The following is a 26,047-nucleotide window of genomic DNA, read 5'->3' on the forward strand; positions in this document are numbered from 1 at the left end:
AAACGCCCGGTTACATTTCGAACCCGGAAGCTAAGCCTTACAGCGCCGATGGTACTGCAGGGGGGACCCTGTGGGAGAGTAGGACGCCGCCGAACTCCTTTTAGAGCTCTGGCTCTTGGGCAATCAAGCCCAAGAGCCAGAGCTTTTTTGCGTTGAGGTAGGGTCAGGGGGCATCGTTGGCTCGTTTCCCACAGGAGGCCCCCGGGTGGAGGTCCAGGAGACCCGTGTCCAGACGGACCGGGTCCTCACCATCCCCAACATCCTCAGCATGGCGCGACTCGTCGGCGTGCCGATCTTCCTGTGGCTGATCCTGAGGCCTGAGTTCGGAGGGCCGCAGAGTGACGGGTGGGCCCTGCTGGTACTCGCTCTGAGCGGCATCAGCGACTATCTGGACGGCAAGCTGGCGCGGCGCTGGAACCAGGTCAGCAGCCTTGGCCGGCTGCTGGATCCCGCAGCCGACCGGCTCTACATTCTCTCGACTTTGGTCGGTCTCACCTGGCGCGAGATTCTCCCGCTGTGGTTGACCGCTGCACTTGTCGCGCGAGAGCTGCTCTTGCTGGTGATGGTGGGCATCCTCAGGCGGCACGGCTATCCGCCGCCGCAGGTGAACTTCCTGGGGAAGGCCGCAACCTTCAACCTGATGTACGCCTTCCCGCTGCTCCTGCTCAGTGACGGAACTGGCTGGCTCGCGTCACTCGCTGCTATTTTCGGATGGGCGTTCGCCGGATGGGGTACAACGCTGTATTGGTGGGCAGGAGTCCTCTACGTGGTACAAGTCCGCCGCCTGGTCCGTGCGGACGCCATGGCCGACTGAACCCCTGATTGCCGCGGCCCTAGCGGCTGGATGGCCCCCGGTGCAAAAGTGCGGGACAATCTCAACGGGTGAAGTCGGCTAGACCGTCGTCTCTTGAGGAGGACGCTTCCGACATGAAGGCCGTCGTGATGGCCGGAGGCGAAGGCACCCGCCTTCGTCCCATGACTTCGAGTATGCCCAAGCCGCTCCTGCCCGTGGCGAACCGCCCGATCATGGAGCACGTGCTGAGGCTGCTCAAAAGGCATGGGTTGAACGAGACCGTCGTAACTGTCCAGTTCCTGGCCTCATTGGTCAAGAACTACTTCGGTGACGGCGAAGAGCTCGGCATGGAGCTTTCCTATGCCAACGAGGAGAAGCCGCTCGGTACCGCCGGGAGCGTGAAGAACGCCGAGGCGGCGTTGAAGGACGATGCTTTCCTTGTCATCTCCGGCGATGCGCTGACCGACTTCGACCTCACGGACCTGATCAATTTCCATAAGGAAAAGGGCGCGCTCGTCACTGTATGTCTGACACGTGTGCCCAATCCGCTGGAGTTCGGCATCACGATCGTCGACGAGGAAGGCAAGGTCGAGCGTTTCCTCGAGAAGCCGACCTGGGGGCAGGTCTTCTCCGACACCGTGAACACCGGAATCTATGTGATGGAGCCCGAGGTCTTCGATTACGTCGACCCCGATGTGCCCGTCGACTGGTCCGGTGACGTCTTCCCGCAGTTGATGAAGGAAGGGAAGCCGATCTACGGGTATATCGCGGAAGGCTACTGGGAGGACGTCGGCACCCACGAGAGCTATGTGAAGGCGCAGGCCGACGTCCTTGAGGGCAAGGTCGACGTCGAGCTCGACGGTTTCGAGATCTCCCCGGGCGTATGGGTCGCCGAGGGTGCCGAGGTGCATCCCGACGCGGTTCTGCGCGGGCCGCTGTACATCGGCGACTACGCCAAGGTCGAAGCCGGCGCGGAAATTCGTGAACACACGGTCATCGGATCCAACGTCGTCGTGAAGAGCGGGGCCTTTCTGCACAAGGCCGTCGTGCACGACAACGTGTACGTGGGACAGCACAGCAATCTGCGCGGCTGTGTCGTCGGCAAGAACACCGACATCATGCGAGCTGCACGCATCGAGGACGGCGCGGTCATCGGTGATGAGTGCCTGATCGGTGAAGAATCGATCGTGCAGGGCAATGTTCGGGTCTACCCGTTCAAGACGATCGAGGCCGGTGCGTTCGTCAACACCTCGGTCATCTGGGAGTCCAGGGGACAGGCGCATCTCTTCGGGGCCCGTGGTGTCTCGGGCATCCTGAACGTGGAGATCACCCCGGAGCTCGCCGTCCGCCTCGCCGGCGCCTACGCGACGACCCTCAAGAAGGGCTCCACCGTCACCACGGCCCGCGACCACTCCCGCGGTGCCCGGGCGCTCAAGCGCGCGGTGATCTCGGCGCTGCAGGCCAGCGCCATCGACGTACGAGACCTGGAGAACGTGCCGCTGCCCGTCGCGAGGCAGCAGACGGCGCGGGGCAGTGCCGGCGGGATCATGATCCGGACCACGCCCGGGGTGCCGGACTCCGTGGACATCATGTTCTTCGACGGCAACGGCGCCGACCTGTCCCAGGGCAGTCAGCGCAAGCTGGACCGGGTGTTCGCGCGTCAGGAGTACCGGCGGGCGTTCCCCGGCGAGATCGGTGACCTGCACTTCCCGGCCAGCGTGTTCGACTCGTACACCGGGTCGCTGTTGCGGAACGTCGACACGACCGGCATCAGCGAGTCCGGGTTGAAGGTCGTCGTGGACGCGTCCAACGGCAGTGCGGGGCTCGTGCTGCCCAGCCTGCTCGGCAAGCTGGGCGTGGACTCCCTGACCGTCAATCCCGGCCTCGACGAGGCCCGGCCCACCGAGACCGGTGACCAGCGGCGGTCCGGGCTGGTCAGGCTCGGCGAGATCGTGGCCTCGTCCAGGGCGGCATTCGGCGTCCGGTTCGACCCCGTGGGCGAGCGGCTCTCCCTCGTCGACGAGAAGGGCCGGATCATCGAGGACGACCGGGCCCTGCTGGTGCTGCTCGACCTGGTCGCCGCCGAGCGGCGCAGCGGTCGGGTGGCGCTTCCGGTGACCACGACGCGGATCGCCGAGCAGGTGGCGGCGTACCACGGGACCCAGGTGGAGTGGACGACGACCTCGCCCGACGATCTCACCCGGGTCGGGGGCGACGACTCGACCATCTTCGGCGGTGACGGCAAGGGCGGCTTCATCGTCCCGGAGTTCAGCAGTGTCTTCGACGGCACGGCAGCCTTCGTGCGGCTGATCGGGCTGGTGGCGCGGACGCAGCTCACGCTGAGCCAGATCGACGCGCGGATCCCTCGTGCGCACGTCCTCAAGCGGGACCTGGCGACTCCCTGGGCCGTCAAGGGACTTGTGATGCGACGGGTCGTCGAAGAGGCCGGAGACCGCTTCGTGGACACCACGGACGGCGTGCGTGTCGTCGAGACCGACGGCCGTTGGGTGATGGTGCTGCCCGACCCCGCCGAGGCCGTCACCCATCTGTGGGCGGAAGGGCCGGACGACGCCTCCGCGCAGGCCCTGCTCGACGAGTGGGCGGCGGTCGTGGACAGCGCCGGGCGCTGAAAAACCCTGCACGCGTGCGTGCCGGACAAGTGTCCCCAAGGGGGCCAGTCCGGCACGCAGGTGGGGTCATTCGGAGGTAGCGGTCGCAACGTGCGACGATGTGCGGCATGCCGCAGCAGCCCCCCATTCGGAGCACACCGACGCGCCCTTCGCGGCCGGACGCGTCCATGTTCCTCCTCACCAACGTCATGGATCACAGCCTCGACGACGGCTACGCAGAGGCGGCCGCCCGGAAGAAGGCCGCGGGCGCCGGCGGCATGCCCAGGACGCTGCGGGCCAGGCTCGGCCTCGCGGCCGGGCTGGTGCTCGCGGCGCTGGTCGTGACGGTGGGGGCGGCACAGGCGCGGGTGGCGGCTCCCGTCGTCGCCAAGGAGCGCCAGGAACTGATCGACCGCATCGACCGTGAGACGGCGACCGCGGACAAGCTGGAGCACTCCGTCGACAAGCTGCGCGACGACGTGAGCGCCCGGCAGCGGGAAGCTCTGAAGAAGAGCGGTGGCGGCGACCAGTCGGAGCTGGTGGGCCTGCTCTCGGGCGCCGTCGAGGTGCACGGCCCCGGGGTGCGGCTGGTCGTGAACGACGCCAAGGAAGCGACCTCCGGGGGCAATGGCAACCCGCGCGAGACCTCTGACTTCTCCGACACCGGCCGGCTGCGGGACCGGGACATGCAGCGTGTGGTGAACGGGCTGTGGGAGTCGGGGGCGGAAGCCATCTCCATCAACGGGCAGCGGCTGACCGCGCTGTCGGCGATCAGGGCCGCGGGTGACGCGATACTGGTCGACAACCGGCCGCTGGTGCCGCCCTATACCGTGCTGGCCGTGGGCAACGGGAAACAGCTGAGCACCAGGTTCCAGAACAGCGCCGACGGGTTGTACCTGCACGCCCTGCAGGAGAACTACGGCATCAGGACCGGCATCTCGGTGCAGGGCGACCTCCGGCTGCCCGCCGCACCCAGTGTGATCGTACGTACAGCACAGCCGAAGAACGAGAAGACGGAGAAGGGCACATCGTGATCGCCGTACTGGGCCTCGTCGTAGGAGTCGTGGCCGGACTGTTGGTCCGGCCTGAGGTTCCGGCGGTCGTCGAGCCTTATCTGCCGATCGCCGTCGTCGCGGCGCTCGACGCCGTGTTCGGCGGGCTGCGGGCCATGCTGGACGGCATCTTCGACGACAAGGTCTTCGTGGTGTCGTTCCTGTCCAACGTGGTCGTGGCCGCGCTGATCGTCTTCCTGGGCGACAAGTTGGGCGTGGGAGCCCAGCTGTCCACCGGTGTCGTCGTGGTCCTGGGCATCCGCATCTTCTCGAACGCCGCGGCGATCCGTCGGCACGTGTTCAGGGCGTGAGGCCGATGAGCGACGCAAAGGACGAGCCCGAGAACAGGCTGCGCAAGGAACTGCCCGAAGAGGTGCCCGCGACGATCCCCGAGGCCGCTGACGAGGCAACTGAGGCGAAGCCCGAGGAGACGCCTGCGGAGACGCCCGAGGAGGCGCCCCGGCTGACCGGCCGGCAGCGGCTGGTTCAGGGGCTGTGGCCGCCTCGGGTGAGCCGCGCTCAACTGATCGTCGCGGTGCTGCTGTTCGGCCTCGGCTTCGGCCTCGCCGTCCAGGTGGCGTCGAACAGCGACAGCGACAGCGCGCTGCGCGGAGCGCGTCAGGAAGATCTTGTTCGCATCCTCGATGAACTCGATGACCGTACTCAACGTCTTGAGGACGAGAAGCAGGGGCTGCAGAAGCAGCGCGACGAGTTGGAGAACAGCTCCGACCAGGCCGAGGAGGCCCGCAAGCAGACCGTCGAGAAGGAGAAGCAACTCGGCATTCTGGCGGGCACGGTGGCGGCGCAGGGGCCCGGCATCACGATGACGATCGACGACACGAAGGGGACGGTCCAGGCGGACATGCTGCTCGACGCGGTCCAGGAGCTGCGCGCGGCGGGGGCCGAGGCGATCCAGGTGAACGGCGTACGCGTCGTGGCCAGCACCTATCTCTCGGACTCCGGCAAGAGCGTGAGCGTCGACGGGAACAAGATCAACGCGCCCTATCGTTTCAAGGTCATCGGCAAGCCGGAGGACCTCGAACCGGCGCTCAACATCCCTGGAGGCGTGGTGCAGACTCTCGAGAAGGAGCAGGCCACCGTCACTGTCGACCGATCGAACAAGATCGTCGTGGACGCCTTGCGAGCGGCGAAGCGGCCTGACTACGCTCGGTCGTCCTCCCAGTGAACCGGCGGTGCATGGGGGGCGACCGGCAGGGGCATGAGGTTGCGGGGGGTCGGCGCACCGATTGGGTGGTGCGTGGTGGAAACTGTCTGGTGGATACGGACGTTGTGAGGATGTCCGGGTCGGCCGGCGTATTGAGTCAGGGTTCGTCCTGCCCCACGGGCGGGTCTGTTTCGGTCAAGGGGAATCGCCCGTGAAGTTGTTTGCGAAGTTGTTCGGCAAGAGCGCGCGAGAGGGCAGCGACAATGCCACTGCTCGTCATCGCGCACAGCCCGAGGCGGAAGGCCAGCGGCCCCTCTTCCGGGACCAGGTCCCTGGGCCGGGCGGTGACATTTCCGGAGGTCAGGGCGCGCCGTCGGTTGACCCTGCGCAGTCCGGCGGCATAGGTTTCGGGCAACCGTCAACCTCAAGTACGGGTGGAGGGTTTTCCCCTATGTCGGCCCTGGTGTGTACGAGGTGCGGTAACCGCAACGCGGAGAACAGCCGCTTCTGTTCCAACTGCGGCGCCCCGCTGCGCGGCGGAGCCGCCGCCGAACGGCCGTCCGAGACGACCTCCACGATCTCCATCTCCGGTATCGAGGCCTACGACGCCGAGGTCACCGGCCAGACGCAGCTGCCGGCGCTCTCCCCCGAGGCGCAGGCGGCCGTGGACGCGCTGCCGCTGGGCTCCGCCCTGCTGGTCGTGCGTCGCGGGCCGAACTCGGGAAGCCGCTTCCTCCTGGACGGCGACCTGACCACGGCGGGCCGCCATCCGCAGAGCGACATCTTCCTGGACGACGTGACGGTCTCGCGTCGTCACGTGGAGTTCCGCCGCGGTGCGGACGGCACGTTCACGGTGGCCGACGTGGGCAGCCTCAACGGCACGTACGTCAACCGAGAGCGGATCGACCAGGTCGCCCTGAACAACGGCGACGAGGTCCAGATCGGCAAGTACCGGCTGGTCTTCTACGCGAGCCAGCAGGGCTACTGACCGCTCCCGGACTCCGTCCGGGGGGACCCCAGGGAATGTCCATGCTGCAAACACCGAGCGGTGGTGCCGGCCACGGCACCGCCGCCACGGACGGTCTGATGAGCATCGGCGCAGTGCTGAACGTGCTGCGCGAGGAGTTTCCCGAAGTCACCATCTCCAAGATTCGCTTCCTGGAGTCGGAAGGGCTCATCGAGCCGCAGCGGACCCCTTCCGGGTATCGCAAGTTCACCGTCGGCGACGTCGAGCGTCTAGGCCACGTCCTGCGGATGCAGCGCGACCACTACCTGCCCCTCAAGGTGATCCGAGAGCACCTGGACGCCATGGAGCGCGGCGAGGCCGTGGCGCTGCCCGCGGTGGGCCGCCAGCGGGACGGTGAGGTCGTCCTGGAGCCCCTCGAGGGGCCGACGGCCGCCAGGATCGGAAAGGACGAGCTGCTCGCCGCCGCCGAGATCGGTGAGGAGCAGCTCAAGGAGTGGGAGTCCTACGGTCTGCTCACTCCAATGCCGGACGGGTCGTACGACGCGGAGGCGGTCACCGTCGCCTCGCTCGTCGTGGAGCTGGGGCGGTTCGGGATCGAGCCGCGGCACCTGAGGGCCATGAAGGCCGCCGCCGACCGCGAGGCGGGGCTCGTGGACCAGGTGGTGGCCCCGCTGAAGCGGCACCGCAATCCGCAGACCAGGGCCCACGCGGAGGCCCGCACGAAGGAGCTGGCGGCGCTCACGGTGAGGCTGCACGCGGCTCTCGTGCAGACCGCGCTCGGTGTGCGACTGCCCTGAGCCGGGCCTGCGTCGCGGGGCCGGATCGTCCCCCCGTTTCCTGCCCGACTACCCAAACGTCCCGGGCACGTCCTAGGGTTGCTGTGTGAACGAGCTCGATGTCGTAGGTGTCCGGGTCGAAATGCCCTCCAACCAACCGATCGTGCTCCTGCGTGAAGTGGGAGGCGACCGCTACCTCCCCATCTGGATCGGGCCCGGGGAGGCGACGGCGATCGCCTTCGCCCAGCAGGGCATGGCCCCCGCGCGACCGCTGACCCACGACCTGTTCAAGGACGTGCTGGAGGCCGTCGGCCAGGAGCTCACCGAAGTGCGCATCACCGACCTGCGTGAGGGCGTCTTCTACGCGGAGCTGGTGTTCGCCAGCGGAGTCGAGGTGAGCGCCCGTCCGTCCGACGCCATAGCGCTGGCGCTGCGCACCGGAACGCCGATCTACGGCAGCGACGGCGTGCTCGACGACGCGGGCATCGCGATTCCGGACGAGCAGGAGGACGAGGTGGAGAAGTTCCGCGAGTTCCTCGACCAGATCTCGCCGGAGGACTTCGGAACCAGCAGCCAGTGAGGCGAGGCCGGCCCGGCGGACACCGGTGGTCCGTCAGCGGCCGGTTCGCAGGCGATCACGGCTCAAATGCCCGCATTTGCCGGCGGCCAGTGCGAGCGTCCTGCGGCTCGCTCCGAGCTCATTCGGCTAGCCTTTCCCCGCGGTGGGGCACGGTAAACCACTCTCAGGGTGATTATCACTCGGCGTGCCGAGTGTGGCGGTCGTTGACGCACCCCTGGTGGCTGCCTACCGTCGAGGAGGCAGGTCAAGGACGGAGGTCGGCGTGAGAAGCAGCGGCGACGGTACGGCTGGGGGTGCCCCCGGACGAGGTCCGGAGGACAGCGGATCGTACCCTCCCCCGAGCTCTCAGCTGCGTGCGAGTTGGGGGGACCCCCATCACGGCAGCGCGGCCGATCACGTTCCGCAGCGACCTGCGGCCGTGCCGACCAGCGGAGGGGCGGCGTCCATGGCGTCCGAGCAGATCGGCTACCGCGGGCCGACGGCCTGCGCGGCCGCCGGCATCACCTATCGGCAACTGGACTACTGGGCGCGCACGGGGCTCGTCGAGCCGAGCGTGCGGCCCGCGTACGGCTCGGGGACGCAGCGGCTCTACAGCTTTCGGGACGTCGTCGTCCTGAAGATCGTGAAGCGGTTCCTGGACACCGGTGTGTCGCTGCAGAACATCCGCAGCGCGGTGCAGCACCTGCGGGAGAGCGGGTTTCGGGACCTGGAGCGCATGACGCTGATGAGCGACGGCGCCACGGTCTACGAGTGCACCTCGCCGGACGAGGTCCACGCACTGCTCCAGGGCGGCCAGGGCATCTTCGGGATCGCCGTCGGGGTGGTCTGGCGGGACGTAGAGAGCGCGCTGTCCCAGCTGCACGGCGAGCGGATCGACACCGGCGAGACCCTGGTGGGGCCCAACCCGGCCGACGAGCTGGCGCGGCGGCGCAACCGGGCCGTCTGAGGCGGGAGCGACGGCAGTCCGGCCGTCGCACGGGGGCATTGTCAGTGGCGTAGGGCAGCATCGGAGTTGTGAGAAACGCGCCCACGATCCTGCATCTCGACATGGATGCCTTCTACGCCTCGGCGGAGCAGGGGTCCAAGCCGAGTCTGCGCGGGAAGGCCGTGGTCGTGGGCGGACTGGGGCCGCGCGGGGTCGTGGCGACGGCCTCGTACGAGGCGCGGGTGTTCGGGGTGCGGTCCGCGATGCCGATGGCCCAGGCGCGGCGGCTGGCGCCGAACGCCGCGTATCTGGTGCCCCGGTTCGGCTTCTACCGGGCGATCAGCGTGCAGGTCATGGGGCTCCTGCACGCCCTGTCGCCCCTGGTGGAGCCGTTGAGCCTGGACGAGGCGTTCGTGGACCTGGAGGCCGGTGGGGTGGCCTGGGACGCGGTCTCGGCGCGGCTGGTGGGGGAGAAGCTGCGGGCCGACATACGGACCGTCACGGGGCTCACCGGGTCCGTGGGACTCGCGGCGTCCAAGATGCTCGCGAAGATCGCCTCCGAGGAGGCCAAGCCGGACGGGCTGGTGCTGATCGAGCCGGGGACCGAGCGGGCGATGCTCGGGCCGATGTCGGTGCGGACCCTGCCGGGGGTCGGGCCGGCGACGGGGGACCATCTGCGGCGGGCCGGGATCACCACGGTCGACGACCTCGCCGAGGCCGGGGAGGACGAGCTCGTACGGCTGCTGGGCAAGGCGCACGGGCACGCGCTGCACGCCATGGCGCTGGCTCACGACGATCGGCCCGTGGTGGCCGAGCGCGAGGCGAAGTCGGTGTCCGTCGAGGACACGTACGACGTGGACATCCATGACCGGCTGCGGGTGGGGCTGGAGGTGCAGCGACTCGCCGACCGGTGTGTGCGGCGGCTGCGGGCGGCGGGGCTGTCGGGGCGGACCATCGTGCTGAAGGTGCGGCGGTACGACTTCTCCACCCTGACCCGGTCGGAGACGCTGCGGGGGCCGACCGACGATCCGGCGGTGGTGCGGGAGGCCGCCGCGCGGTTGCTGGACTCCGTGGACACGACGGGGGGTGTGCGGTTGCTGGGGGTCGGGGTCAGCGGACTGGCCGACTACACACAGGAGGACCTGTTCGCCCAGGCGGCCGGGGAAGGGGCGGCCGAGCAGGTGGCGGAGGAGGGGGTCGAGGAGGCGGTCGAGGAGCAGCAGGTGGTCGTCGAGCGCCGGTGGCCCGCGGGGCACGACGTGCGGCATGCCGAGTTCGGGCACGGGTGGGTGCAGGGGAGCGGGCTGGGCAGGGTGACCGTGCGCTTCGAGACACCCGGGTCGGAGCCGGGGCGGGTGCGGACGTTCCGGGTCGACGATCCCGACCTGGAGCCGGCCGATCCGCTGCCTTTGGTCGAGGGGGCGGCGGGGGTCTCCGTCGAGGGGGTCGGCGCGTGACCGGGTACGCGGTCGGCCCTAGGCGTCCGCGTCCTCCGTTCCCGCGAGCTTGCCGAAGCTGCGGTCCGGGAAGGACGGCGGGGGTGCCACGTCCAGGCCGTAGTGGTGGTAGAGCTGCAGTTCCTGTTCGGGGGAGAGGTGGCGGCCCACACCGAAGTCGGGGGCGTCCTTGATGAGGGAGCGCTCGAAGGGGATGTGGAGAGTGCCCTCGACCAGTTCGCTCGGTTCCAGGGGGACGAAGGCGTCGCGGGAGAACAGACCGGTGCGTATCGCCGCCCACTCGGGCACGCCGGTCGCGTCGTCCAGGTAGACCTCGTCGACGGTACCGATCTTGGTGCCGTTGCGGTCGAACGCCTTGCGGCCGATCAGGTTGCGCGGATCGATGTCGGTCTGCACGTGCCCTCCTGTTGCTCGCAACTCGTCCTAAGCACTACAAAAGAGCACAACGGGACGGGCGGCCACTCGAAAGACCCCTGTGTTGTGCCCGCTGGTACGCTGGCACTGGCTGCTGACCCCGTGCGGGAGAGTCCTCCGGAGAACTCCGGAGGCGCCGAAGGAGCAAATCCTCCCCGGAATCTCTCAGGCTCACGTACCGCACGGACGAGGTCACTCTGGAAAGCAGGGCGGGTGTCGACGGCTTCCGCTCTCACCGACGGTGAAAACCGGGCGCCCCTGGGCGATCCGGTGAAGCTCTCAGGTTGAGATGACAGAGGGGGAGGCCGTCCGGGTACCCGCGCCGTGGTGCCCCTCGAAGGTCGTGTGTCAGACCAGGAGGCCTCCGCAATGACCGCCCACCGCATTCCGCTCTCCGAGCTCGAACAGGGAATCCCCTTCGAGCAGCGCCACATCGGCCCCGACCACGAGGCGCGGGCGAAGATGCTCGCGCAGGTCGGGTACGGCTCGCTGGACGAGCTGACCGCCGCCGCGGTACCGGACGTGATCAAGAACGCCGACGCGCTCGATCTGCCGGGCGCGCGGACCGAGGCCGAGGTGCTCGCCGAGCTGCGTTCGCTCGCCGACCACAACCAGGTCCTCGACTCCATGATCGGGCTCGGGTACTACGGCACCTTCACGCCGCCGGTCATCCTGCGGAACGTGATGGAGAACCCCGCCTGGTACACGGCGTACACGCCGTACCAGCCGGAGATCTCGCAGGGCCGGCTGGAGGCCCTGCTCAACTTCCAGACCGTGGTCGCCGACCTCACCGGCCTGCCCACCTCCGGTGCCTCCCTGCTCGACGAGGGGACGGCGGCCGCCGAGGCCATGGCGCTCTCCCGGCGTATGGGGAAGAACAAGAAGGGGCTCTTCCTCGTCGACGCGGACGCGCTGCCGCAGACCATCGCGGTCATCGAGACCCGTGCCGAGCCGGCGGGCGTGGAGGTCGTGGTCGCCGACCTGCGGGACGGCATTCCGGCCGACCTCGCCGGACGCGAGATCAACGGCGTACTGGTGCAGTACCCCGGCGCCTCCGGTGCCGTGAGCGACATCAAGCGGGTCATCGACCAGGCGCACGAGCTCGGCGCGCTCGTCACCGTGGCCGCCGACCTGCTCGCACTGACGCTGCTGAAGTCGCCCGGCGAGCTCGGCGCGGACATCGCCGTCGGTACGACGCAGCGCTTCGGTGTGCCGATGGGCTTCGGCGGACCGCACGCCGGCTACATGGCCGTACAGGAGAAGTTCGCGCGCAGCCTGCCCGGGCGGCTCGTCGGCGTGTCCGTGGACGCGGACGGGCACAAGGCCTACCGGCTGGCGCTGCAGACCCGTGAGCAGCACATCCGCCGTGAGAAGGCCACCAGCAACATCTGTACGGCCCAGGTGCTGCTCGCCGTCATGGCCGGCATGTACGCCGTCTACCACGGGCCGGAGGGCCTGAAGGGCATCGCGCGGCGCACCCACCGGTACGCCGCCATCCTGGCCGAGGGGCTGCGGGCCGGCGGGGTCGAGGTCGTGCATGGCGCCTACTTCGACACCCTGACCACGCGCGTCCCCGGGCAGGCGGCCGAGATCGTCGCCGCCGCCCGGGACAACGGCGTCAACCTGCGGTTCGTCGACGCCGACCACGTCTCTATGGCCTGCGACGAGACCACCGGCCGGGCCCAGCTGAGCGCCGTGTGGAGCGCCTTCGGGGTCAAGGGCGACATCGAGGCGCTGGACGCCGTCGTCGAGGAGACGCTGCCGCAGGAACTGCTGCGCGACGACGACTTCCTCACCCACCCCGTCTTCCACCAGCACCGCTCCGAGACCGCGATGCTGCGCTACCTGCGCCGCCTCGCCGACCGGGACTACGCGCTCGACCGCGGCATGATCCCGCTGGGCTCCTGCACCATGAAGCTCAACGCGACGACCGAGATGGAGCCGGTCACCTGGCCCGAGTTCGGGCAGATGCACCCCTTCGCGCCCGCCGAGCAGGCCCAGGGCTACCTGACGCTCATCCGCGAGCTGGAGGAGCGGCTGGCCGAGGTCACCGGGTACGACAAGGTGTCGTTGCAGCCCAACGCCGGGTCACAGGGCGAACTGGCCGGTCTGCTCGCCGTCCGCGGCTACCACCGGGCCAACGGGGACGAGCAGCGGACCGTCTGCCTCATCCCGTCGTCCGCGCACGGCACGAACGCGGCCAGCGCCGTCATGGCGGGCATGAAGGTCGTCGTCGTCAAGACCGCCGGGGACGGCGAGATCGACGTCGAGGACCTGCGGGCGAAGATCGAGCAGTACCGCGACGAGCTGGCGGTGCTGATGATCACCTACCCGTCGACGCACGGTGTGTTCGAGGAGCACGTCGCCGACATCTGCGCGCAGGTGCACGACGCCGGCGGGCAGGTGTACGTCGACGGCGCCAACCTCAACGCGCTCGTGGGGCTCGCCAAGCCCGGTCACTTCGGCGGCGACGTCTCGCACCTCAACCTGCACAAGACCTTCTGCATCCCGCACGGCGGCGGCGGTCCGGGCGTCGGCCCGGTCGGCGTGCGCGCGCACCTGGCGCCGTACCTGCCCAACCACCCGCTGCAGCCGGCCGCCGGGCCGGAGACGGGCGTCGGCCCGATCTCCGCCGCGCCCTGGGGCTCGGCGGGCATCCTGCCGATCTCCTGGGCCTACGTCCGGCTCATGGGCGGCGAGGGGCTGAAGCGGGCCACGCAGGTGGCCGTGCTCTCCGCCAACTACATCGCCAAGCGGCTCGAACCCCACTACCCGGTGCTCTACACCGGCCCCGGTGGGCTGGTCGCGCACGAGTGCATCATCGATCTGCGGCCGCTGACCAAGGCGACCGGCGTGAGCGTGGACGATGTCGCCAAGCGGCTCATCGACTACGGCTTCCACGCGCCGACGATGTCCTTCCCGGTGGCCGGCACGCTGATGATCGAGCCGACCGAGTCCGAGGACCTCGGCGAGCTCGACCGGTTCTGCGAGGCGATGATCGCCATTCGCGCGGAGATCGAGAAGGTCGCCGCGGGTGAGTGGCCGGCGGACGACAACCCGCTGCGGGGCGCCCCGCACACCGCCGCCGCGCTGGGCGGGGAGTGGGAGCACGCCTACTCGCGTGCGGAGGCCGTCTTCCCGGGCGGGGTCTCGGCCGCCGACAAGTACTGGCCGCCGGTGCGCCGGATCGACCAGGCGTTCGGCGACCGCAACCTGGTCTGCTCCTGCCCGCCGCTGGACGCGTACGAGGACTGAGCCGGCAGGCTCCAGGTTCGGAGGAGGGCCCCGCTTCGGCGGGGCCCTTTCGCGTGGGGTGCGGGCGCCGCGTGTGCTGTCCGTCAGGCCGTGGCGAGCGAGATCTCCGTCGCCTTGATCAGGGCGACGACCGAGGTGCCGGACGCCAGACCGAGGTCCTGTGCGGCGTCCTTGGTGATGACGGACGTCAGTTCGGCGCCCTGGACGGCCACCTTGACGGAGGCCATGGCGCCGCCGGTGGCGAGGCCGGTGACCGTCCCGGGCAGCTGGTTGCGGATGGACAGGCCCGAGACCGGGGCGGTGGCCAGGGAGATCTCGGTCGACTTCACCAGGGCGCGTACGGCGGTGCCGGTGGTGAGGCCGAGGTCCTCGACGGACTCCCGGGTGATCGCCGCGGTGATGTCCTGGCCGCCGGTGAGGCGCACCTTGACCGTTGCCATCACCTCGCCGGGGGTGACGGCGGTGACCGTGCCGGGGATCTGGTTGCGGATGCTCAGGGTCATGGGCAAACCCTAGGGCCGGGCGCCCTTCATGCCGGGTATGCGTGTGTCTGCGTCGCCTTGACCGTCGCCCAGACCACGGAGCCGGGGTGCAGGTCGAGTTCGGCCGCGGCGACCGTGGTGAGGTCGGCGGCCAGCGGGAGTTCGCCGGTGAGGTCGGCGCGGATCTGGTCGCCGTGGGTCTCCAGACCGGCCACCTCGCAGCGCCAGTGGTTGCGGGCGCTGGAGCCGGTGGGCGGGTCGCGGAAGAGGGTGACGGCGCTGGGCGGGAACGCGACGAAGACCGGGCCGGACAGCATTTCGGTGGTGGTGATGGTGGGACCCGAGTCGAGGCGGACGGTGTGCCCGTCGGCCCGGCCCTTGTAGAGGTTCAGGCCGACCAGTCTGGCGATGTAGTCCGTACGGGGGTGACGGGCGATGTCGGACGGGTTGCCCTCCTGGACGACCTCGCCGTGCTCGACGACCACCAGCCGGTCGGCCAGCACCATGGCGTCCAGGGGGTCGTGCGTGACGAGGACGGCCACGGCCTCGAACTCCGCCAGGTGGCGGCGGAGTTCGGCGCGTACGTCGAGGCGGGTGCGGGCGTCGAGGGCGGCGAGGGGTTCGTCGAGGAGGAGCAGTCGCGGGTTGGTGGCCAGGGCGCGGGCGAGGGCCACGCGCTGGGCCTGGCCGCCGGAGAGGCGGCGGGGCCTGGCGGTCATGTGGTCCGCCAGGCCCATGCGGGTCAGCCACTCGGTGGCGCGGGCCCGGGACTCGGCCTTCGAGGCGCCCTGACAACGCGGGCCGAAGGCGACGTTGTCCAGGGCGGTGAGGTGGGGGAAGAGGAGATAGTCCTGGAAGACGACGCCGACGGGGCGGTTCTCGGGGGGTGTACGGGTCAGGTCGGTGCCGTCGAGGCGGAGGTGGCCGTCGGTGAGGGGGGTGAGGCCGGCGAGGGCGCGCAGGGCGGTGGTCTTGCCGGCGCCGTTGGGGCCGAGGAGGGCGACGACGTCACCGGGGGCCGCGGCGAGGGTGATGTCCAGGCGGAAGTGGGGGTGGGCGACCTGGAGGTGGGCATCCAGGGCGGCGGGGGTGGACTTCGGGGTGGGGTGCGGGTGCGTTCTCAGGCCTTCGGCCGGAATGGGGTTCCCACCCGCACCACGCGTGACGGGGTCGGGCGCGGGTGGCCCCTGTGGGGGCCGAGCGCCATCGGCGGCTGCGGGGTGGGAGTTCGGCATCACGTGGCGCTTTCGCTTGTCACGAGGTTGTCATCCAGCGGTCCCGCAGCCCTGCCAGTACCGCGATCGAGACCGCCAGGAGGACCAGGCTGAGGGCGATGGCCGCCTCCGGGTCGTTCTGGAGGGCCAGGTAGACCGCCAGGGGCATCGTCTGGGTGCGGCCGGGGAAGTTGCCCGCGAAGGTGATCGTCGCGCCGAACTCGCCCAGTGCCCGGGCCCAGGCAAGGACGGCGCCCGCGGCGATGCCGGGGGCGATGAGGGGCAGCGTGACGCGGCGGAACGCGGTGAAGCGGGAGGCGCCCAGGGTGGTGGCCGCCTCCTCGTAACGGGGATCCGCCGCGCGCAGGGTGCCCTCGACGGAGATGACGAGGAACGGCAGCGCCACGAAGGTCTCGGCGACCACGACGCCGGTCGTGGTGAAGGGGAGGGTGATGCCGAACCACGAGTCCAGCCACTGGCCCACGATGCCGTTGCGGCCGAGGGCGAGGAGGAGGGCGACGCCGCCGACGACCGGGGGCAGGACGAGGGGCAGGGTCACCAGGGCCCGTACCAGACCGCGGCCGGGAAAGTCGGTGCGGGCCAGCAGCCAGGCCAGCGGGACGCCGAGGACCAGGCACACCAGGGTCGCCGACGTCGCGCACACCAGGGACAGCCGCAGCGCCTGCCACACCTCGGCGCTGGTCAGCTGGTCGGGGAGGGTGCTCCAGGGGGCCCGGACGAGGAGGGCGAGCAGTGGGAGGAGCAGGAAGGCCAGCCCGAGCAGGGCGGGGAGCAGGAGGGGCAGCGGGACCCCGCGGCCTCGCGGGTGCCGCCCGTACGACGTCCGTCCGCGTGGGCCGCGCGGGCGGGAGCCGGTCTCGCCCCGGCGGCCCTCGTGCCGGGACGATCCGGTCTTGCGGACGCGGCCGCGCCGCGGGCCGCCCTCGAGGGTGTCGGCCGCGGCGTCGGGCTCGTCGTCGGAGGTCATGGCTTGAGGAACCCGGCCCCGCTCAGCACCTTCTGGCCCTCGGCAGACTTCACCAGCTGGATGAAGGCCTGGGCCGCGGCGGCGTTGGGCGCGTTCTTGAGCAGGGCGATCGGGTAGTCGTTGATGGCGTCGGCGGACTCGGGGAATTCCACACCCTCCACCTTGTCACCGGCGGCCTTCACGTCCGTCTTGTAGACGACGGCCGCGTCGGCCTCCTTCAGCTCGACCTTCGTCAGGGCGCTCTTGACGTCCTGCTCGTAGGAGACCGGGGTGAGCTTCAGCTTGCTCGCGTCGAGGGCCTTCTGAGCCGCGGCGCCGCAGGGCACTGTCTTGTCGCACAGGACAACCTTGAGGCCCGACCTGGTGAGGTCCTTCAAGGAGGCCACCTTGTCGGGGTTGCCCGGCAGGGTGGCGATCTCCAGCTGGTTGCGGACGAAGGTGGCCGGGGTGCCGACCGCGTCCTTCTTGTCGGTCACGATCGCCATCGTCTTGGGGCTGGCGGCGGCGAAGACGTCGGCCGGGGCGCCGCCGGTGATGCTCGCCGCCAGGGTGTCGCTGCCGCCGAAGTTGAAGGTGACCTTCGTGCCCGGGTGTTCCTTCTCGAACTCCTTGCCCAGGGTCGTGAAGCTCTCCTGGAGGGAGGCGGCGGCGAAGACGGTGACCGTGCCGGACAGCTTCGCCGACGAGGACGGCGAGGACGCGGACTTCGTGTCGTTCGAGTCGGAGGACGAGCAGGCGGTCAGGGCCAGCAGCGCGGCGGCTCCAGCGCCGGCCGCCCGCAGGGGCCGGCGCGCGGAACGGGTCATCACGGGGTCCACTCCCTCGGTTGCCTCCGTGGAGGAGCCCGTCGGGTCCCTCCCATGCGTCGATCATACTGGCGCATATGCGAGGCGTAAGTCTCCTGTCGCTTCGCATGAGCTGGCCCAATGGGCGCTGGGGGCGCGCATGTGCGTTTCTACGGAACGCGCGGGGCGGACGGGTCAGGCGCGGTCGATGTGGACGTTGGTCGACTTCACTCGGGCGGTGGCCTCCATGCCGACCTCCAGGCCGAGTTCCTCGACCGCCTCGCGGGTCAGCAGGGAGACCAGGCGGTGCGGGCCGGCCTGGATCTCGACCTGGGCGGCCACGTCCCCGAGTTTGATCGCGGTGACGATCCCGGGGAAGGCGTTGCGGACCGAGGTGTACGGGGCTTCGTCCTCGGTGCTGCCGGTCTTGGCGAGTTCGACGGAGAAGGCCGCAAGCGCCCGGCCGTCGATGAGCCGGCGTCCGCCCTCGTCGCGGTGGGTCGCGACCCGGCCGGCGTCGGCCCAGCGGCGCGCGGTGTCCGGGCTGACGCCGAGCAGCCGCGCTGCCTGGCCGATCGTGTAGCTCTGCATGCGGTCACGATAGGGCCGGGAACGGATCGCGGCGGAAAAGGGGTTGAGCCCGGGGCCCGTCCGGCGGACGGCTCGGGCGGCCCCGTCCAGCCGCGCGTCGAGATACTGGGCCGGATGAGCTTCGGGCGGTGGTGGTGCGGCCGCAGCGGCGTCGGCGGATCAGGAGAGCCCGGACTGTCCGAGGACCGCCCGGACCGTCTCGTCGTCGATGCGCCGGCCGAGGCGCCGCAGGACGTCGAAGCCCTGGTGCAGGGTGCCCCGTTCCAGCGAGCGGCGCGCTCCCGTGTCCAGTTCGTGCCACAGCAGGGGGTTGGCGATCAGGACCCGGGGGTCGAGTTCCAGCCGGTGGCCGTGAACGTCCCGGAGCACCAGGTGGGAGGAGACGCCGCCGTACTGCGTCACCGCCGTCAGGGCGTCCGTGTGGATGGTCCGCCGGTACAGGGGGCCGCGTGTGGTGAGGAGGCCCGGGCCCGCGCTGACGTGCGGCGGAAGCAGGACCGTGAAGACCGCGAGGGAGAGGGTGAGCCAGACCAGGGCGCGCAGGGGCGTCAGGGTGTGTGCGTCCCAGTCGACCAGTTCGGCCAAGGCGCAGAAGACGAGCGCGCAGCACCCGGCCAGCCGTGCGCTGCCACGCCAGTGGCGGTCGCCGGCCGGGCTCGGCGGTCCGCTGCCTCGCATATCGAGACCGTAGGCCGAGGCGCGTGCGGGGACGACGGGCCTTGACGGGGTCCTGACGGAGGGAGGCCCGGTCTTGACGCGATGCTGACGCGTGCCTCAGCCCGTGTGCACGCGCGGCCGGCGGGCGCGGTCCGGTTCCGCCTCGCGCAGCACCTCCCTGGTGACCGGGGCGACCTCGCCCTGGCCGAAGAGGAAGAACCGCAGGAAGTTGGCGAAGGGGGTGCCCTCGGTCCACTCGAAGTAGATGTGCGGGATGCAGCCGGTGGTGTCGCGGACGTGGAGGAGGAGCGCGGCCAGGGCGTTCGGGATGGAGGAGGACTCCAGGGTCAGCACGCGGTAGCGGTTGTGCAGGACCTCGCCGCGCACCGTGAGACCGGCCTCGAACTCGGAGGGGTCGGTGACCGTGACCTCGACGAAGACGAAGTCCTCCGCCTCGGGCATGTCGTTGTCGGCGCGGATCTGCTCGATCTTGTCGCGGTACTCGGCCTTGTCCCGCTGATCGGGCTCATTGGCGATGAACCGTATCTTCCGGCTGGCCATGTCCCGGATGAATCGTTGCGCCATGTCGTCGAGCTGGACGTCGGTGACGCGCAGCTCGAAGGCGCGGGCCAGCCGTGACAGCAGGGAGACCAGGATGATCCCGGCGATGAAGCAGGCGCCGATCTTGACGCCGTCGGGGCGTTCGACGACGTTGGCGCCGGTGACGTAGAGCAGGACGGCCGAGACGACGCCGAAGCCGATCGTCCAGCCGCGCTGCCCCGCGCGGTGGGCGGCGATGGTCACCGCGATCGCCGCGGAGGACATCAGGACCAGTACGCCGGTGGCGTAGGCGCCGCCCTGGGCGTCGACGCTCGCGTCGAAGACCCAGGTGACCAGGAAGGCGATCAGGGTGAAGACGATCACCATCGGGCGGACGGCGCGAGCCCAGTGCGGTGCCATGCCGTAGCGGGGCAGATAGCGCGGCATCAGGTTGAGCAGGCCGGCCATCGCGGAGGCGCCCGCGAACCAGAGGATGGCGATGGTGGAGACGTCGTAGACCGTGCCGAAGGCGTTGCCCAGGTATTCGTGGGCGAGGTAGGCGAGGGCGCGTCCGTTGGCCTGGCCGCCGGGCTTGAACTCGTTCTCGGGGATCAGCACGGTGGTGATGAAGCTCGTGACGATCAGGAAGACGCTCATGATCAGGGCGGCGGTCGTGAGGAGCTTCTTCGTGTCGCGGATGCGGCCCTTGGGGTTGTCCTCGGTGTCGCCCGGGTCGCCCTGCACGTGCGGCATGACGGCCACGCCGGTCTCGAAGCCGGACAGGCCCAGTGCGAGTTTGGGGAAGACCAGCAGGGACACGCCGATCATGGCGAAGATGTTGCCGTGCTCGGCCGTCAGGGCGCTGGTCCAGTCGGTGATGACGCTCTCCGCGGTGAGCACGTGCCACAGGCCGACGGCCACGACGACCGCGTTGAGGCCGAGGTAGGCCACCACCAGGGCCACCGCGACGCCGATCGCCTCCAGGAAGCCCTTGAGGAAGACCGCGCCGAGCAGGGCGACGAGGACCAGCGTGATCAGCATCTGGCGGCCGTGCAGCACGCTGGTCAGGTGCGGGTTCTCGACCATGTGGGTCGCCGCGTCCGCCGCGGAGAGGGTGATGGTGATCAGGAAGTCGGTGGCGGCGAAGCCGAGCAGCGCCAGGACGAAGAGCTTGCCCTTCCAGAACGACAGCAGGCGTTCCAGCATGGCGATCGAGCCCTCGCCGTGCGGGCTCTCCTCGGCGACGCGGCGGTAGACGGGCAGTGCGCCGGCGAGGGTGACGATCACGAGCACGATGGTCGCCACCGGTGACAGCAGTCCGGCGGCGAGGGCCGCGATGCCCGGCTGGTAGCCCAGGGTCGAGAAGTAGTCGACGCCGGTCAGGCACATCACCCGGTACCAGCGCTGGCCCTTGTGCGGGGGTTCCGGCTTGGCGTGCGGCGCCTGCTGGACGCCCTTGCCCATGTCGGAGAGCCCCTCCAGCATCCAGGCGCGCAGGCGACTGGGGGGTGGGTGCTCGGTGGTGGCCATCGACGTGCTCCTGAGGTGCGGCTCGGCGTGTGGTGGGGGCCATCACGCGGACGGCGGCACCAGCGTAAGCGGAGCGTGACGTGCGGGCCCATGGATGAGGGGGGTGAGGGCGTCAAGCTTGCGTTAAGACCGGCCTGGTGAGAGCTGTCCGCAGGGCCGGGTCGGAGCGTGCGGCCGTGGCGGGCGTCGGATGGGCTGGACGGGGGAGGGGCGTGGGCGGACACCCAGCGTCATCTCCGGGCGCCATGGCGAGCCCGGCCGTCTTGGAGCGTCCCGCAGAGTGGGGGCGGCCGTCTTGGTGCGTCACCGCAGGGTGAGCCCCGCCGTCTTGGCGCGTCCTTGACGCAATCTTGGACTCTGTCAGGTACACGGCCGGAACAGCCCGCACGGTCCGAGCCGTTCGCCTGATGTGACGTCGACCCACCCCGCCCGCACGGAGCCCGGCCAGAGATCCCGGCACATGGTGATCTGCGGCGACGACGGACTCGCGCACCGGCTCGCCGTCGAGCTGGACGCCGTGTGCGGTGAGATCGTCACCGTCGTGCTGCCGTCGGCGAGCGACCAGCACGGCGCCCAGGTCGCCGAGCTGCACGAGGACCCGCGGTCACCGGTCGAGCTGCACGTCTCCGCCCGCCCGGACGAACGCACCCTGCGCGCGGCGGGCGTGGAGCGGGCGGCCGCGCTCGCCCTCACCTACCGTGACGACCAAGTCAACATGACCGCCGCTCTGCTGGCCCGCACCGTCAACCCCTCCGTCCGGCTGGTCGTCCGGATGTTCGACCGCGAGCGTGGCCGTCATCTGGAGCGGCTGCTGGACCGGGCGGCCGGGCTGAGCGAGGACCTCGCGCGGGACACCTCCACGACGGTGCTCTCCGACGCGGACACCGCCGTACCGGAGCTCGTGGCGGCCGCGGCGCTGGGCCGCGGACACACCCTCCAGGTCGAGGGCAGGGTCTTCCGCGGTGTCGTACGCCCCGCCGGCACCCCCTCGCACGCCACCGACCTGACCACCCTGGCCGTCCTGTCCGGCGCCCACCAGGACGACCCGGCCAGCCAGGACAGCGCGGAGACGGCCGGTGAGGAGGGCACCCAGCTGTTGCCCGACATCGGTACCGCGCGGCACCGGCAGGGTACGCACGGCCGGCTGATGCTGGAGGAGGTCGGCCGGCATCCGGCCGAACCGGCCGTCCGTGCCCGGCGCTTCCGCCCCCGCAAATGGCTGCGGGCGCGCCTGGCGCACCTGCCCTGGAAGGTCTTCCTGTCGCACCAACTCGCCGCGGTGTACGGGGCGTTGGCGGCCGTCGTGGTGGCCCTGTCGACCGCCACCGCGCTCTTCACCGACGAACATCCGTGGTGGAAGAACTTCTATCTGCCACTGCTGGACATCTTCACCATGGGCGACCCGGCCACCGAGGAGTCCCCCGCCCGCCGTGTGCTCCAACTGCTGGCCGGTTTCGTGGGGTTGGCGGTACTTCCGCTCGTGGTCGCCGCGACCATGAACGCCACCGAGGCCTTCCGCACCGCCTCGGCGAGCCATCCCCCCGACGAGGACGTCAACGGTCATATCGTGCTGGTCGGTCTCGGCATGGTCGGCACCCGGGTGCTGGCCCGGCTGCACGGCACCGGTCACCAGGTCGTGGCCATCGAGTGCGACCCGCAGGCCCGCGGTGTCGCCCTCGCGCGCGAACTCGGCATCCCGCTGATCCTGGACGACGCCACGATCCCCGGGGTGCTCGAACGGGCCCGGGTCCGGCACAGCCGCTCGCTGCTCGTCCTCACCCGCGACGACGGCCGCAACCTCGACATCGTCATGGCGGTGCGGGAGACCGACCCCGAGGTGCGCGTGGTGACGCGGTTGTACGACGACGGGTTCGCGGCCACCGTCCAGCGCACCCTGCGCGCCTCCTACCCGGATGCCCTGACCCGGAGCAGGAGCGTCTCCGCGCTGGCGGCGCCGTCGTTCGCCGCCGCGATGATGGGCCGCCATGTGCTGGGGGTGATGCCGGTGGAACGCGGGTCGCTGCTGTTCACCTGCGTCGACGTGGCCGGGCACCCGGAGCTGGAGGGGCGCTCGGTGCACGAGGCGTTCCGGGAGAACGAGTGGCGCGTGCTGGCCGTGGGCACCGCCGCCGGGCCCCTTCCGCAGCCCGCGGCCGCTGAGGCCCCGGCCGGGACCCGTCCTGATCGGACCGGTTTCGACTGGCGTCCTGAGCAGGGCCGTCTTCTGCGAGCGGGGGACCGGGTGGTCCTCGCGACCACACGGCGCGGCCTGGACATCCTCCTGGCGGACGTGCACCCGTAGCCCGGGAGGGGGCGTACTGCCGGCCGCCGGGCTCGGCACGGACTCCCTGAACACGCGGCACAGGCTGTTGCTGTCCGCGGCCACCGACCTCTCCGCAGACATCCGGCCTCGACCCGGACATCTCACCCCGCTACGCCGCAGTCGGTGTGTCGGGTCTCTTGCGGGACACCCGCACGACAGCTGGGCGTGGTAGACAACGCCGATGACGGTACGGAGCGTTCACGGCCGTGGTGAGAGGACTGGGTGACCGGTGATGCTGAAGACCTTCCGTTGGGCGTTCGCGGTCACCGCGCTCGGTCTGGCCGCAGGGGTGCTCTACGGAGGCTGGACCGCGTTCGGCATCGTGGCGATCCTGGCCGTGCTGGAGATCTCCCTGTCGTTCGACAACGCGGTGGTCAACGCCGGGATCCTGAAGAAGATGAGCGCCTTCTGGCAGAGGATCTTCCTCACGGTCGGCGTGCTCATCGCGGTCTTCGGTATGCGGCTGCTCTTCCCGGTCGTCATCGTCGCCGTCACCGCCAAGCTGAACCCGTACGACGCCGTCCATCTGGCGCTGACCGAGAAGAACCGTTACGAGCAGCTGGTGACCGACGCGCACCCGGCGATCGCCGCCTTCGGTGGCATGTTCCTGCTGATGATCTTCCTGGACTTCATCTTCGAGGACCGTGACATCAAGTGGCTGGGCTGGATCGAGCGCCCGCTGGCCAAGCTCGGCAAGGTCGACATGCTGTCGGTCTGCATCGCCCTGATCGTCCTGCTGATCACCTCCTTCACCTTCGCCACCCACGCCCACCAGCACGGCGGCGCGCATGCCGACAAGGCGCAGACCGTCCTCGTCTCCGGCATCGCGGGCCTGGTCACCTACCTGGTCGTCGGCGGCCTGTCCGGTTACTTCGAGAACAGGCTGGAGGACGAGGAGGAGCGGGAGCAGAGCAATCCCTCGGCCGGCACCCTCGTGGGCCGTGCAGCGTTCTTCATGTTCCTCTACCTGGAGGTCCTGGACGCGTCCTTCTCCTTCGACGGTGTGATCGGCGCGTTCGCCATCACCAACGACATCGTGCTGATGGCGCTGGGTCTGGGTATCGGCGCGATGTACGTCCGTTCGCTGACGGTCTACCTGGTGCGCCAGGGCACCCTCGACGACTACGTCTACCTGGAGCACGGCGCCCACTACGCGATCGGCGCCCTGGCCGTGATCCTCATGGTCACCATCCAGTACGAGATCAACGAGGTCGTCACCGGACTGGTCGGCGTCATCCTGATCGCCTGGTCCTTCTGGTCCTCCGTACGCCGCAACCGCGCACTCGCGGCCGCCGAGGGCGAGACGGAGCGGGCCGACTCGGTCTCCGTGCGGTAGCACCGGGACTCGGTCTCCGTGCGCTAGCACCGCCTGATCGGTTCCGTAATGTTCGCGTGCGGAGCCGAATGTTTCGACCGGTCGGGAAGTGACGGGCGAGAATCGTCGCCCCTGTCGGGCCGGGCCTGAGTCCCCCATTGTCGCCGCTGGGCGAAGTCGCGTGCAGATTCACCGCGTACAAGGGGTTGCCACCGTTTGGGAGCTGTCTCTAGGGTGCGGCAACAGCGAAGCTTTCTGGATCATCTCCGAAACTTTCGGTCCCAGTGGACGGTCGTGGACGCGCCGTCCCTACCCCAAGGAGCACAAAATGGGCGACCGGGCACTGTCCCGCCGCGGGTTCCTGGCGGCCTCCGCCGCGGCCGGTCTGGGCATGACGGCTCTGAGCGCATGCGGCGGCGACTCGGACGGAGGGTCGGCCGACGGGAAGACCACGATCGAGTGGTGGAACATCTCCACCACCGAACCCACCAAGACCGTCTGGGCGGGGCTGGCCAAGAAGTTCGAGGCCCAGAACCCCAAGGTCAAGGTGAAGATCGTCCAGATGGAGAACGACGCCTACAAGTCGAAGATGACGGCGCTGACCGCCTCCGGGAAGCTCCCGGACATCTTCCACACCTGGGGCGGCGGCGTGCTCCAGCAGCAGGTGGACGCCGGACTCGTCGAGGACCTCACCGACCGGACCAAGCCGTGGGCCGACGGCATGCTGTCCGTCGCGAAGCAGGCGTACATCCTGGGCGACAAGGTGTACGGCATCCCGTTCGACATCGGCATGATCGGCTTCTGGTACAACAAGGCGCTCTTCAAGCAGGCCGGGATCACCGCCCCGCCCACCACCTGGAGCGGCTTCCTCGACGCGGTCAAGAAGCTGAAGGCGAAGAACATCACGCCCATAGCCCTGGCCGGCAAGGAGAAGTGGCCCGGCATGTACTACTGGGCCTACCTCGCGATGCGCACGGCCGGCATCGACGCGCTGAAGAAGGCCAACGACGACAAGGACTTCACCGCCCCCGGGCTCGTCCAGGCCGGACAGCACCTCCAGGACCTGGTCAAACTCCAGCCGTTCCAGAAGGGCTTCCTCGGCGCCGCCTACTCCACGCCCACCGGCCAGGCGGCCACCATGGGCAACGGCAAGGCGGCCATGGAACTCATGGGCCAGTGGGCCCCGGTCGTCGAGGCCGACTCCGGCAAGGGCCTCGGCTCCGACCTGGGCTTCTTCCCCTTCCCGGCGGTCGAGGGCGGAAAGGGCGCCATCACCGAGGTCTTCGGCGGCGGCGGCGGACACGCCCTGCGCAAGGGCGCCCCGCAGGCGGCCGTCGACTTCCTGAAGTTCTTCGCCTCCGAGGCCACCGACCTGGTGCTGGTGAAGAAGACCAACACCCTCCCGGTGGTCCCCGGCGCCGAGAAGGGGCTCTCCGACCCCAACACCAAGGCCGTACAAGCCCAGTTGAAGGCGGCGACCGGCTTCCAGCTATACCTCGACCAGGCCTACGCGCCCGCCGTCGGCCAGGAGGTCAACGACAGCGTCGCCGCGCTGATCTCCGGCTCCAAGTCGCCCGAGCAGGTCACGCAGTCGATCTCCAAGACCGCGAAGGAAGAGCAGTAACCGGC

The 26,047-nt window shown here is 69.9% G+C and carries 22 protein-coding genes, 1 rRNA gene and 1 riboswitch; of the genes, 15 read left to right on the plus strand and 8 right to left on the minus strand.

Features of this window, described 5'->3' with window-relative positions:
- From rrf to ACIGDI_RS04770, 11 genes are all read left to right on the plus strand, one after another.
- Positions 1-95 (plus strand): 5S ribosomal RNA (gene rrf, locus ACIGDI_RS04720); the annotation flags it as partial.
- A gap of 110 nt (positions 96-205) precedes the next feature.
- Positions 206-814: a CDP-alcohol phosphatidyltransferase family protein gene (locus tag ACIGDI_RS04725; protein WP_399890515.1), complete on the plus strand. Its 609-nt coding sequence runs from the start codon at positions 206-208 to the stop codon at positions 812-814.
- Positions 815-927: 113 nt separating this feature from the next.
- Positions 928-3,423, plus strand: coding sequence for a sugar phosphate nucleotidyltransferase (locus tag ACIGDI_RS04730; protein ID WP_399890518.1), 2,496 nt, complete (start codon positions 928-930; stop codon positions 3,421-3,423).
- 107 nt (positions 3,424-3,530) lie between these two features.
- The gene (locus ACIGDI_RS04735; protein WP_200704303.1) at positions 3,531-4,436 is read left to right on the plus strand and encodes a DUF881 domain-containing protein; all 906 of its coding nucleotides are present in this window, start codon (positions 3,531-3,533) and stop codon (positions 4,434-4,436) included.
- Positions 4,433-4,765, plus strand: coding sequence for a small basic family protein (locus ACIGDI_RS04740; RefSeq protein WP_003988855.1), 333 nt, complete (start codon positions 4,433-4,435; stop codon positions 4,763-4,765). The genes ACIGDI_RS04735 and ACIGDI_RS04740 overlap by 4 nt, the downstream gene beginning before the upstream one ends.
- Positions 4,766-4,770: 5 nt before the next feature.
- Positions 4,771-5,640, plus strand: coding sequence for a DUF881 domain-containing protein (locus ACIGDI_RS04745; RefSeq protein WP_399890521.1), 870 nt, complete (start codon positions 4,771-4,773; stop codon positions 5,638-5,640).
- A gap of 61 nt (positions 5,641-5,701) precedes the next feature.
- Positions 5,702-6,607 carry an FHA domain-containing protein gene (locus ACIGDI_RS04750; protein WP_200704305.1) on the plus strand — a complete coding sequence of 302 codons (906 nt, stop codon included), beginning with the start codon at positions 5,702-5,704 and terminating at the stop codon, positions 6,605-6,607.
- 41 nt (positions 6,608-6,648) lie between these two features.
- Positions 6,649-7,383, plus strand: coding sequence for a MerR family transcriptional regulator (locus ACIGDI_RS04755; protein WP_399890525.1), 735 nt, complete (start codon positions 6,649-6,651; stop codon positions 7,381-7,383).
- Between the two features lie 85 nt (positions 7,384-7,468).
- The gene (locus tag ACIGDI_RS04760) at positions 7,469-7,942 is read left to right on the plus strand and encodes a bifunctional nuclease family protein (RefSeq protein ID WP_004002801.1); all 474 of its coding nucleotides are present in this window, start codon (positions 7,469-7,471) and stop codon (positions 7,940-7,942) included.
- 262 nt (positions 7,943-8,204) lie between these two features.
- Positions 8,205-8,888, plus strand: coding sequence for a MerR family transcriptional regulator (locus ACIGDI_RS04765; protein ID WP_399890528.1), 684 nt, complete (start codon positions 8,205-8,207; stop codon positions 8,886-8,888).
- 68 nt (positions 8,889-8,956) lie between these two features.
- Positions 8,957-10,324, plus strand: a complete 1,368-nt coding sequence (locus tag ACIGDI_RS04770) for a DNA polymerase IV (protein ID WP_399890531.1) — start codon at positions 8,957-8,959, stop codon at positions 10,322-10,324.
- A gap of 18 nt (positions 10,325-10,342) precedes the next feature.
- Here ACIGDI_RS04770 and ACIGDI_RS04775 read toward each other — a convergent pair whose 3' ends face one another.
- On the minus strand, positions 10,343-10,720 hold the full coding sequence (locus ACIGDI_RS04775; RefSeq protein WP_142150237.1) for a PRC-barrel domain-containing protein: 378 nt from the start codon (positions 10,718-10,720) through the stop codon (positions 10,343-10,345).
- 113 nt (positions 10,721-10,833) lie between these two features.
- A riboswitch (glycine riboswitch) is annotated at positions 10,834-10,929 on the plus strand.
- A 178-nt stretch (positions 10,930-11,107) separates the two neighbouring features.
- On the opposite strand from ACIGDI_RS04775, the gene gcvP reads away from it, so the two are divergent.
- Positions 11,108-13,993 (plus strand): aminomethyl-transferring glycine dehydrogenase, encoded by a 2,886-nt coding sequence (gcvP, locus tag ACIGDI_RS04780; protein ID WP_399890535.1) that lies wholly within the window; start codon positions 11,108-11,110, stop codon positions 13,991-13,993.
- A gap of 83 nt (positions 13,994-14,076) precedes the next feature.
- Here the strand turns inward: gcvP and ACIGDI_RS04785 are convergent, their stop codons facing one another.
- The 7 genes from ACIGDI_RS04785 to ACIGDI_RS04815 all read right to left on the minus strand — a co-directional run bounded on the left by ACIGDI_RS04785 (position 14,077) and on the right by ACIGDI_RS04815 (position 20,780).
- Positions 14,077-14,496, minus strand: coding sequence for a molybdopterin-binding protein (locus ACIGDI_RS04785; RefSeq protein ID WP_399890538.1), 420 nt, complete (start codon positions 14,494-14,496; stop codon positions 14,077-14,079).
- 26 nt (positions 14,497-14,522) lie between these two features.
- Positions 14,523-15,710: an ABC transporter ATP-binding protein gene (locus tag ACIGDI_RS04790; RefSeq protein ID WP_399890541.1), complete on the minus strand. Its 1,188-nt coding sequence runs from the start codon at positions 15,708-15,710 to the stop codon at positions 14,523-14,525.
- Between the two features lie 19 nt (positions 15,711-15,729).
- On the minus strand, positions 15,730-16,677 hold the full coding sequence (locus ACIGDI_RS04795; RefSeq protein WP_399890544.1) for an ABC transporter permease: 948 nt from the start codon (positions 16,675-16,677) through the stop codon (positions 15,730-15,732).
- Entirely contained in the window at positions 16,674-17,483 is an 810-nt protein-coding gene (gene modA / locus ACIGDI_RS04800; RefSeq protein WP_399890547.1) for a molybdate ABC transporter substrate-binding protein, read from the minus strand. Before modA ends, ACIGDI_RS04795 begins: the two co-directional genes overlap by 4 nt.
- Before the next feature lie 174 nt (positions 17,484-17,657).
- Positions 17,658-18,053 carry a molybdopterin-binding protein gene (locus tag ACIGDI_RS04805; RefSeq protein ID WP_399890550.1) on the minus strand — a complete coding sequence of 132 codons (396 nt, stop codon included), beginning with the start codon at positions 18,051-18,053 and terminating at the stop codon, positions 17,658-17,660.
- A gap of 159 nt (positions 18,054-18,212) precedes the next feature.
- The gene (locus ACIGDI_RS04810; RefSeq protein WP_399890553.1) at positions 18,213-18,731 is read right to left on the minus strand and encodes a hypothetical protein; all 519 of its coding nucleotides are present in this window, start codon (positions 18,729-18,731) and stop codon (positions 18,213-18,215) included.
- 96 nt (positions 18,732-18,827) lie between these two features.
- The gene (locus ACIGDI_RS04815) at positions 18,828-20,780 is read right to left on the minus strand and encodes an amino acid transporter (RefSeq protein WP_399890556.1); all 1,953 of its coding nucleotides are present in this window, start codon (positions 20,778-20,780) and stop codon (positions 18,828-18,830) included.
- 460 nt (positions 20,781-21,240) lie between these two features.
- On the opposite strand from ACIGDI_RS04815, the gene ACIGDI_RS04820 reads away from it, so the two are divergent.
- The 3 genes from ACIGDI_RS04820 (at position 21,241) to ACIGDI_RS04830 (ending at position 26,042) form a co-directional block, all read left to right on the plus strand.
- Positions 21,241-23,082: an NAD-binding protein gene (locus tag ACIGDI_RS04820; protein ID WP_399890559.1), complete on the plus strand. Its 1,842-nt coding sequence runs from the start codon at positions 21,241-21,243 to the stop codon at positions 23,080-23,082.
- Positions 23,083-23,332: 250 nt separating this feature from the next.
- Positions 23,333-24,439, plus strand: coding sequence for a DUF475 domain-containing protein (locus ACIGDI_RS04825; RefSeq protein WP_399890561.1), 1,107 nt, complete (start codon positions 23,333-23,335; stop codon positions 24,437-24,439).
- Between the two features lie 307 nt (positions 24,440-24,746).
- Positions 24,747-26,042 (plus strand): extracellular solute-binding protein, encoded by a 1,296-nt coding sequence (locus ACIGDI_RS04830; RefSeq protein WP_399890564.1) that lies wholly within the window; start codon positions 24,747-24,749, stop codon positions 26,040-26,042.
- Positions 26,043-26,047: the final 5 nt, after the last annotated feature.

It is taken from the genome of Streptomyces sp. NPDC085900, from assembly GCF_044540925.1.
GTDB classification, from domain to species: Bacteria; Actinomycetota; Actinomycetes; order Streptomycetales; family Streptomycetaceae; genus Streptomyces; species Streptomyces gilvifuscus.

Coding starts and splice junctions, on each gene's coding strand:
- ACIGDI_RS04820 (WP_399890559.1), top strand. CDS start 21,241: ATGGTGATCTGCGGCGACGACGGACTCGCGCACCGGCTCGCCGTCGAG.
- ACIGDI_RS04830 (WP_399890564.1), top strand. CDS start 24,747: ATGGGCGACCGGGCACTGTCCCGCCGCGGGTTCCTGGCGGCCTCCGCC.
- ACIGDI_RS04735 (WP_200704303.1), top strand. CDS start 3,531: ATGCCGCAGCAGCCCCCCATTCGGAGCACACCGACGCGCCCTTCGCGG.
- modA (WP_399890547.1), bottom strand. CDS start 17,483: ATGACCCGTTCCGCGCGCCGGCCCCTGCGGGCGGCCGGCGCTGGAGCC.
- gcvP (WP_399890535.1), top strand. CDS start 11,108: ATGACCGCCCACCGCATTCCGCTCTCCGAGCTCGAACAGGGAATCCCC.
- ACIGDI_RS04730 (WP_399890518.1), top strand. CDS start 928: ATGAAGGCCGTCGTGATGGCCGGAGGCGAAGGCACCCGCCTTCGTCCC.
- ACIGDI_RS04815 (WP_399890556.1), bottom strand. CDS start 20,780: ATGGCCACCACCGAGCACCCACCCCCCAGTCGCCTGCGCGCCTGGATG.
- ACIGDI_RS04790 (WP_399890541.1), bottom strand. CDS start 15,710: ATGCCGAACTCCCACCCCGCAGCCGCCGATGGCGCTCGGCCCCCACAG.
- ACIGDI_RS04795 (WP_399890544.1), bottom strand. CDS start 16,677: ATGACCTCCGACGACGAGCCCGACGCCGCGGCCGACACCCTCGAGGGC.
- ACIGDI_RS04745 (WP_399890521.1), top strand. CDS start 4,771: ATGAGCGACGCAAAGGACGAGCCCGAGAACAGGCTGCGCAAGGAACTG.
- ACIGDI_RS04805 (WP_399890550.1), bottom strand. CDS start 18,053: ATGCAGAGCTACACGATCGGCCAGGCAGCGCGGCTGCTCGGCGTCAGC.
- ACIGDI_RS04785 (WP_399890538.1), bottom strand. CDS start 14,496: ATGACCCTGAGCATCCGCAACCAGATCCCCGGCACGGTCACCGCCGTC.
- ACIGDI_RS04755 (WP_399890525.1), top strand. CDS start 6,649: ATGCTGCAAACACCGAGCGGTGGTGCCGGCCACGGCACCGCCGCCACG.
- ACIGDI_RS04810 (WP_399890553.1), bottom strand. CDS start 18,731: ATGCGAGGCAGCGGACCGCCGAGCCCGGCCGGCGACCGCCACTGGCGT.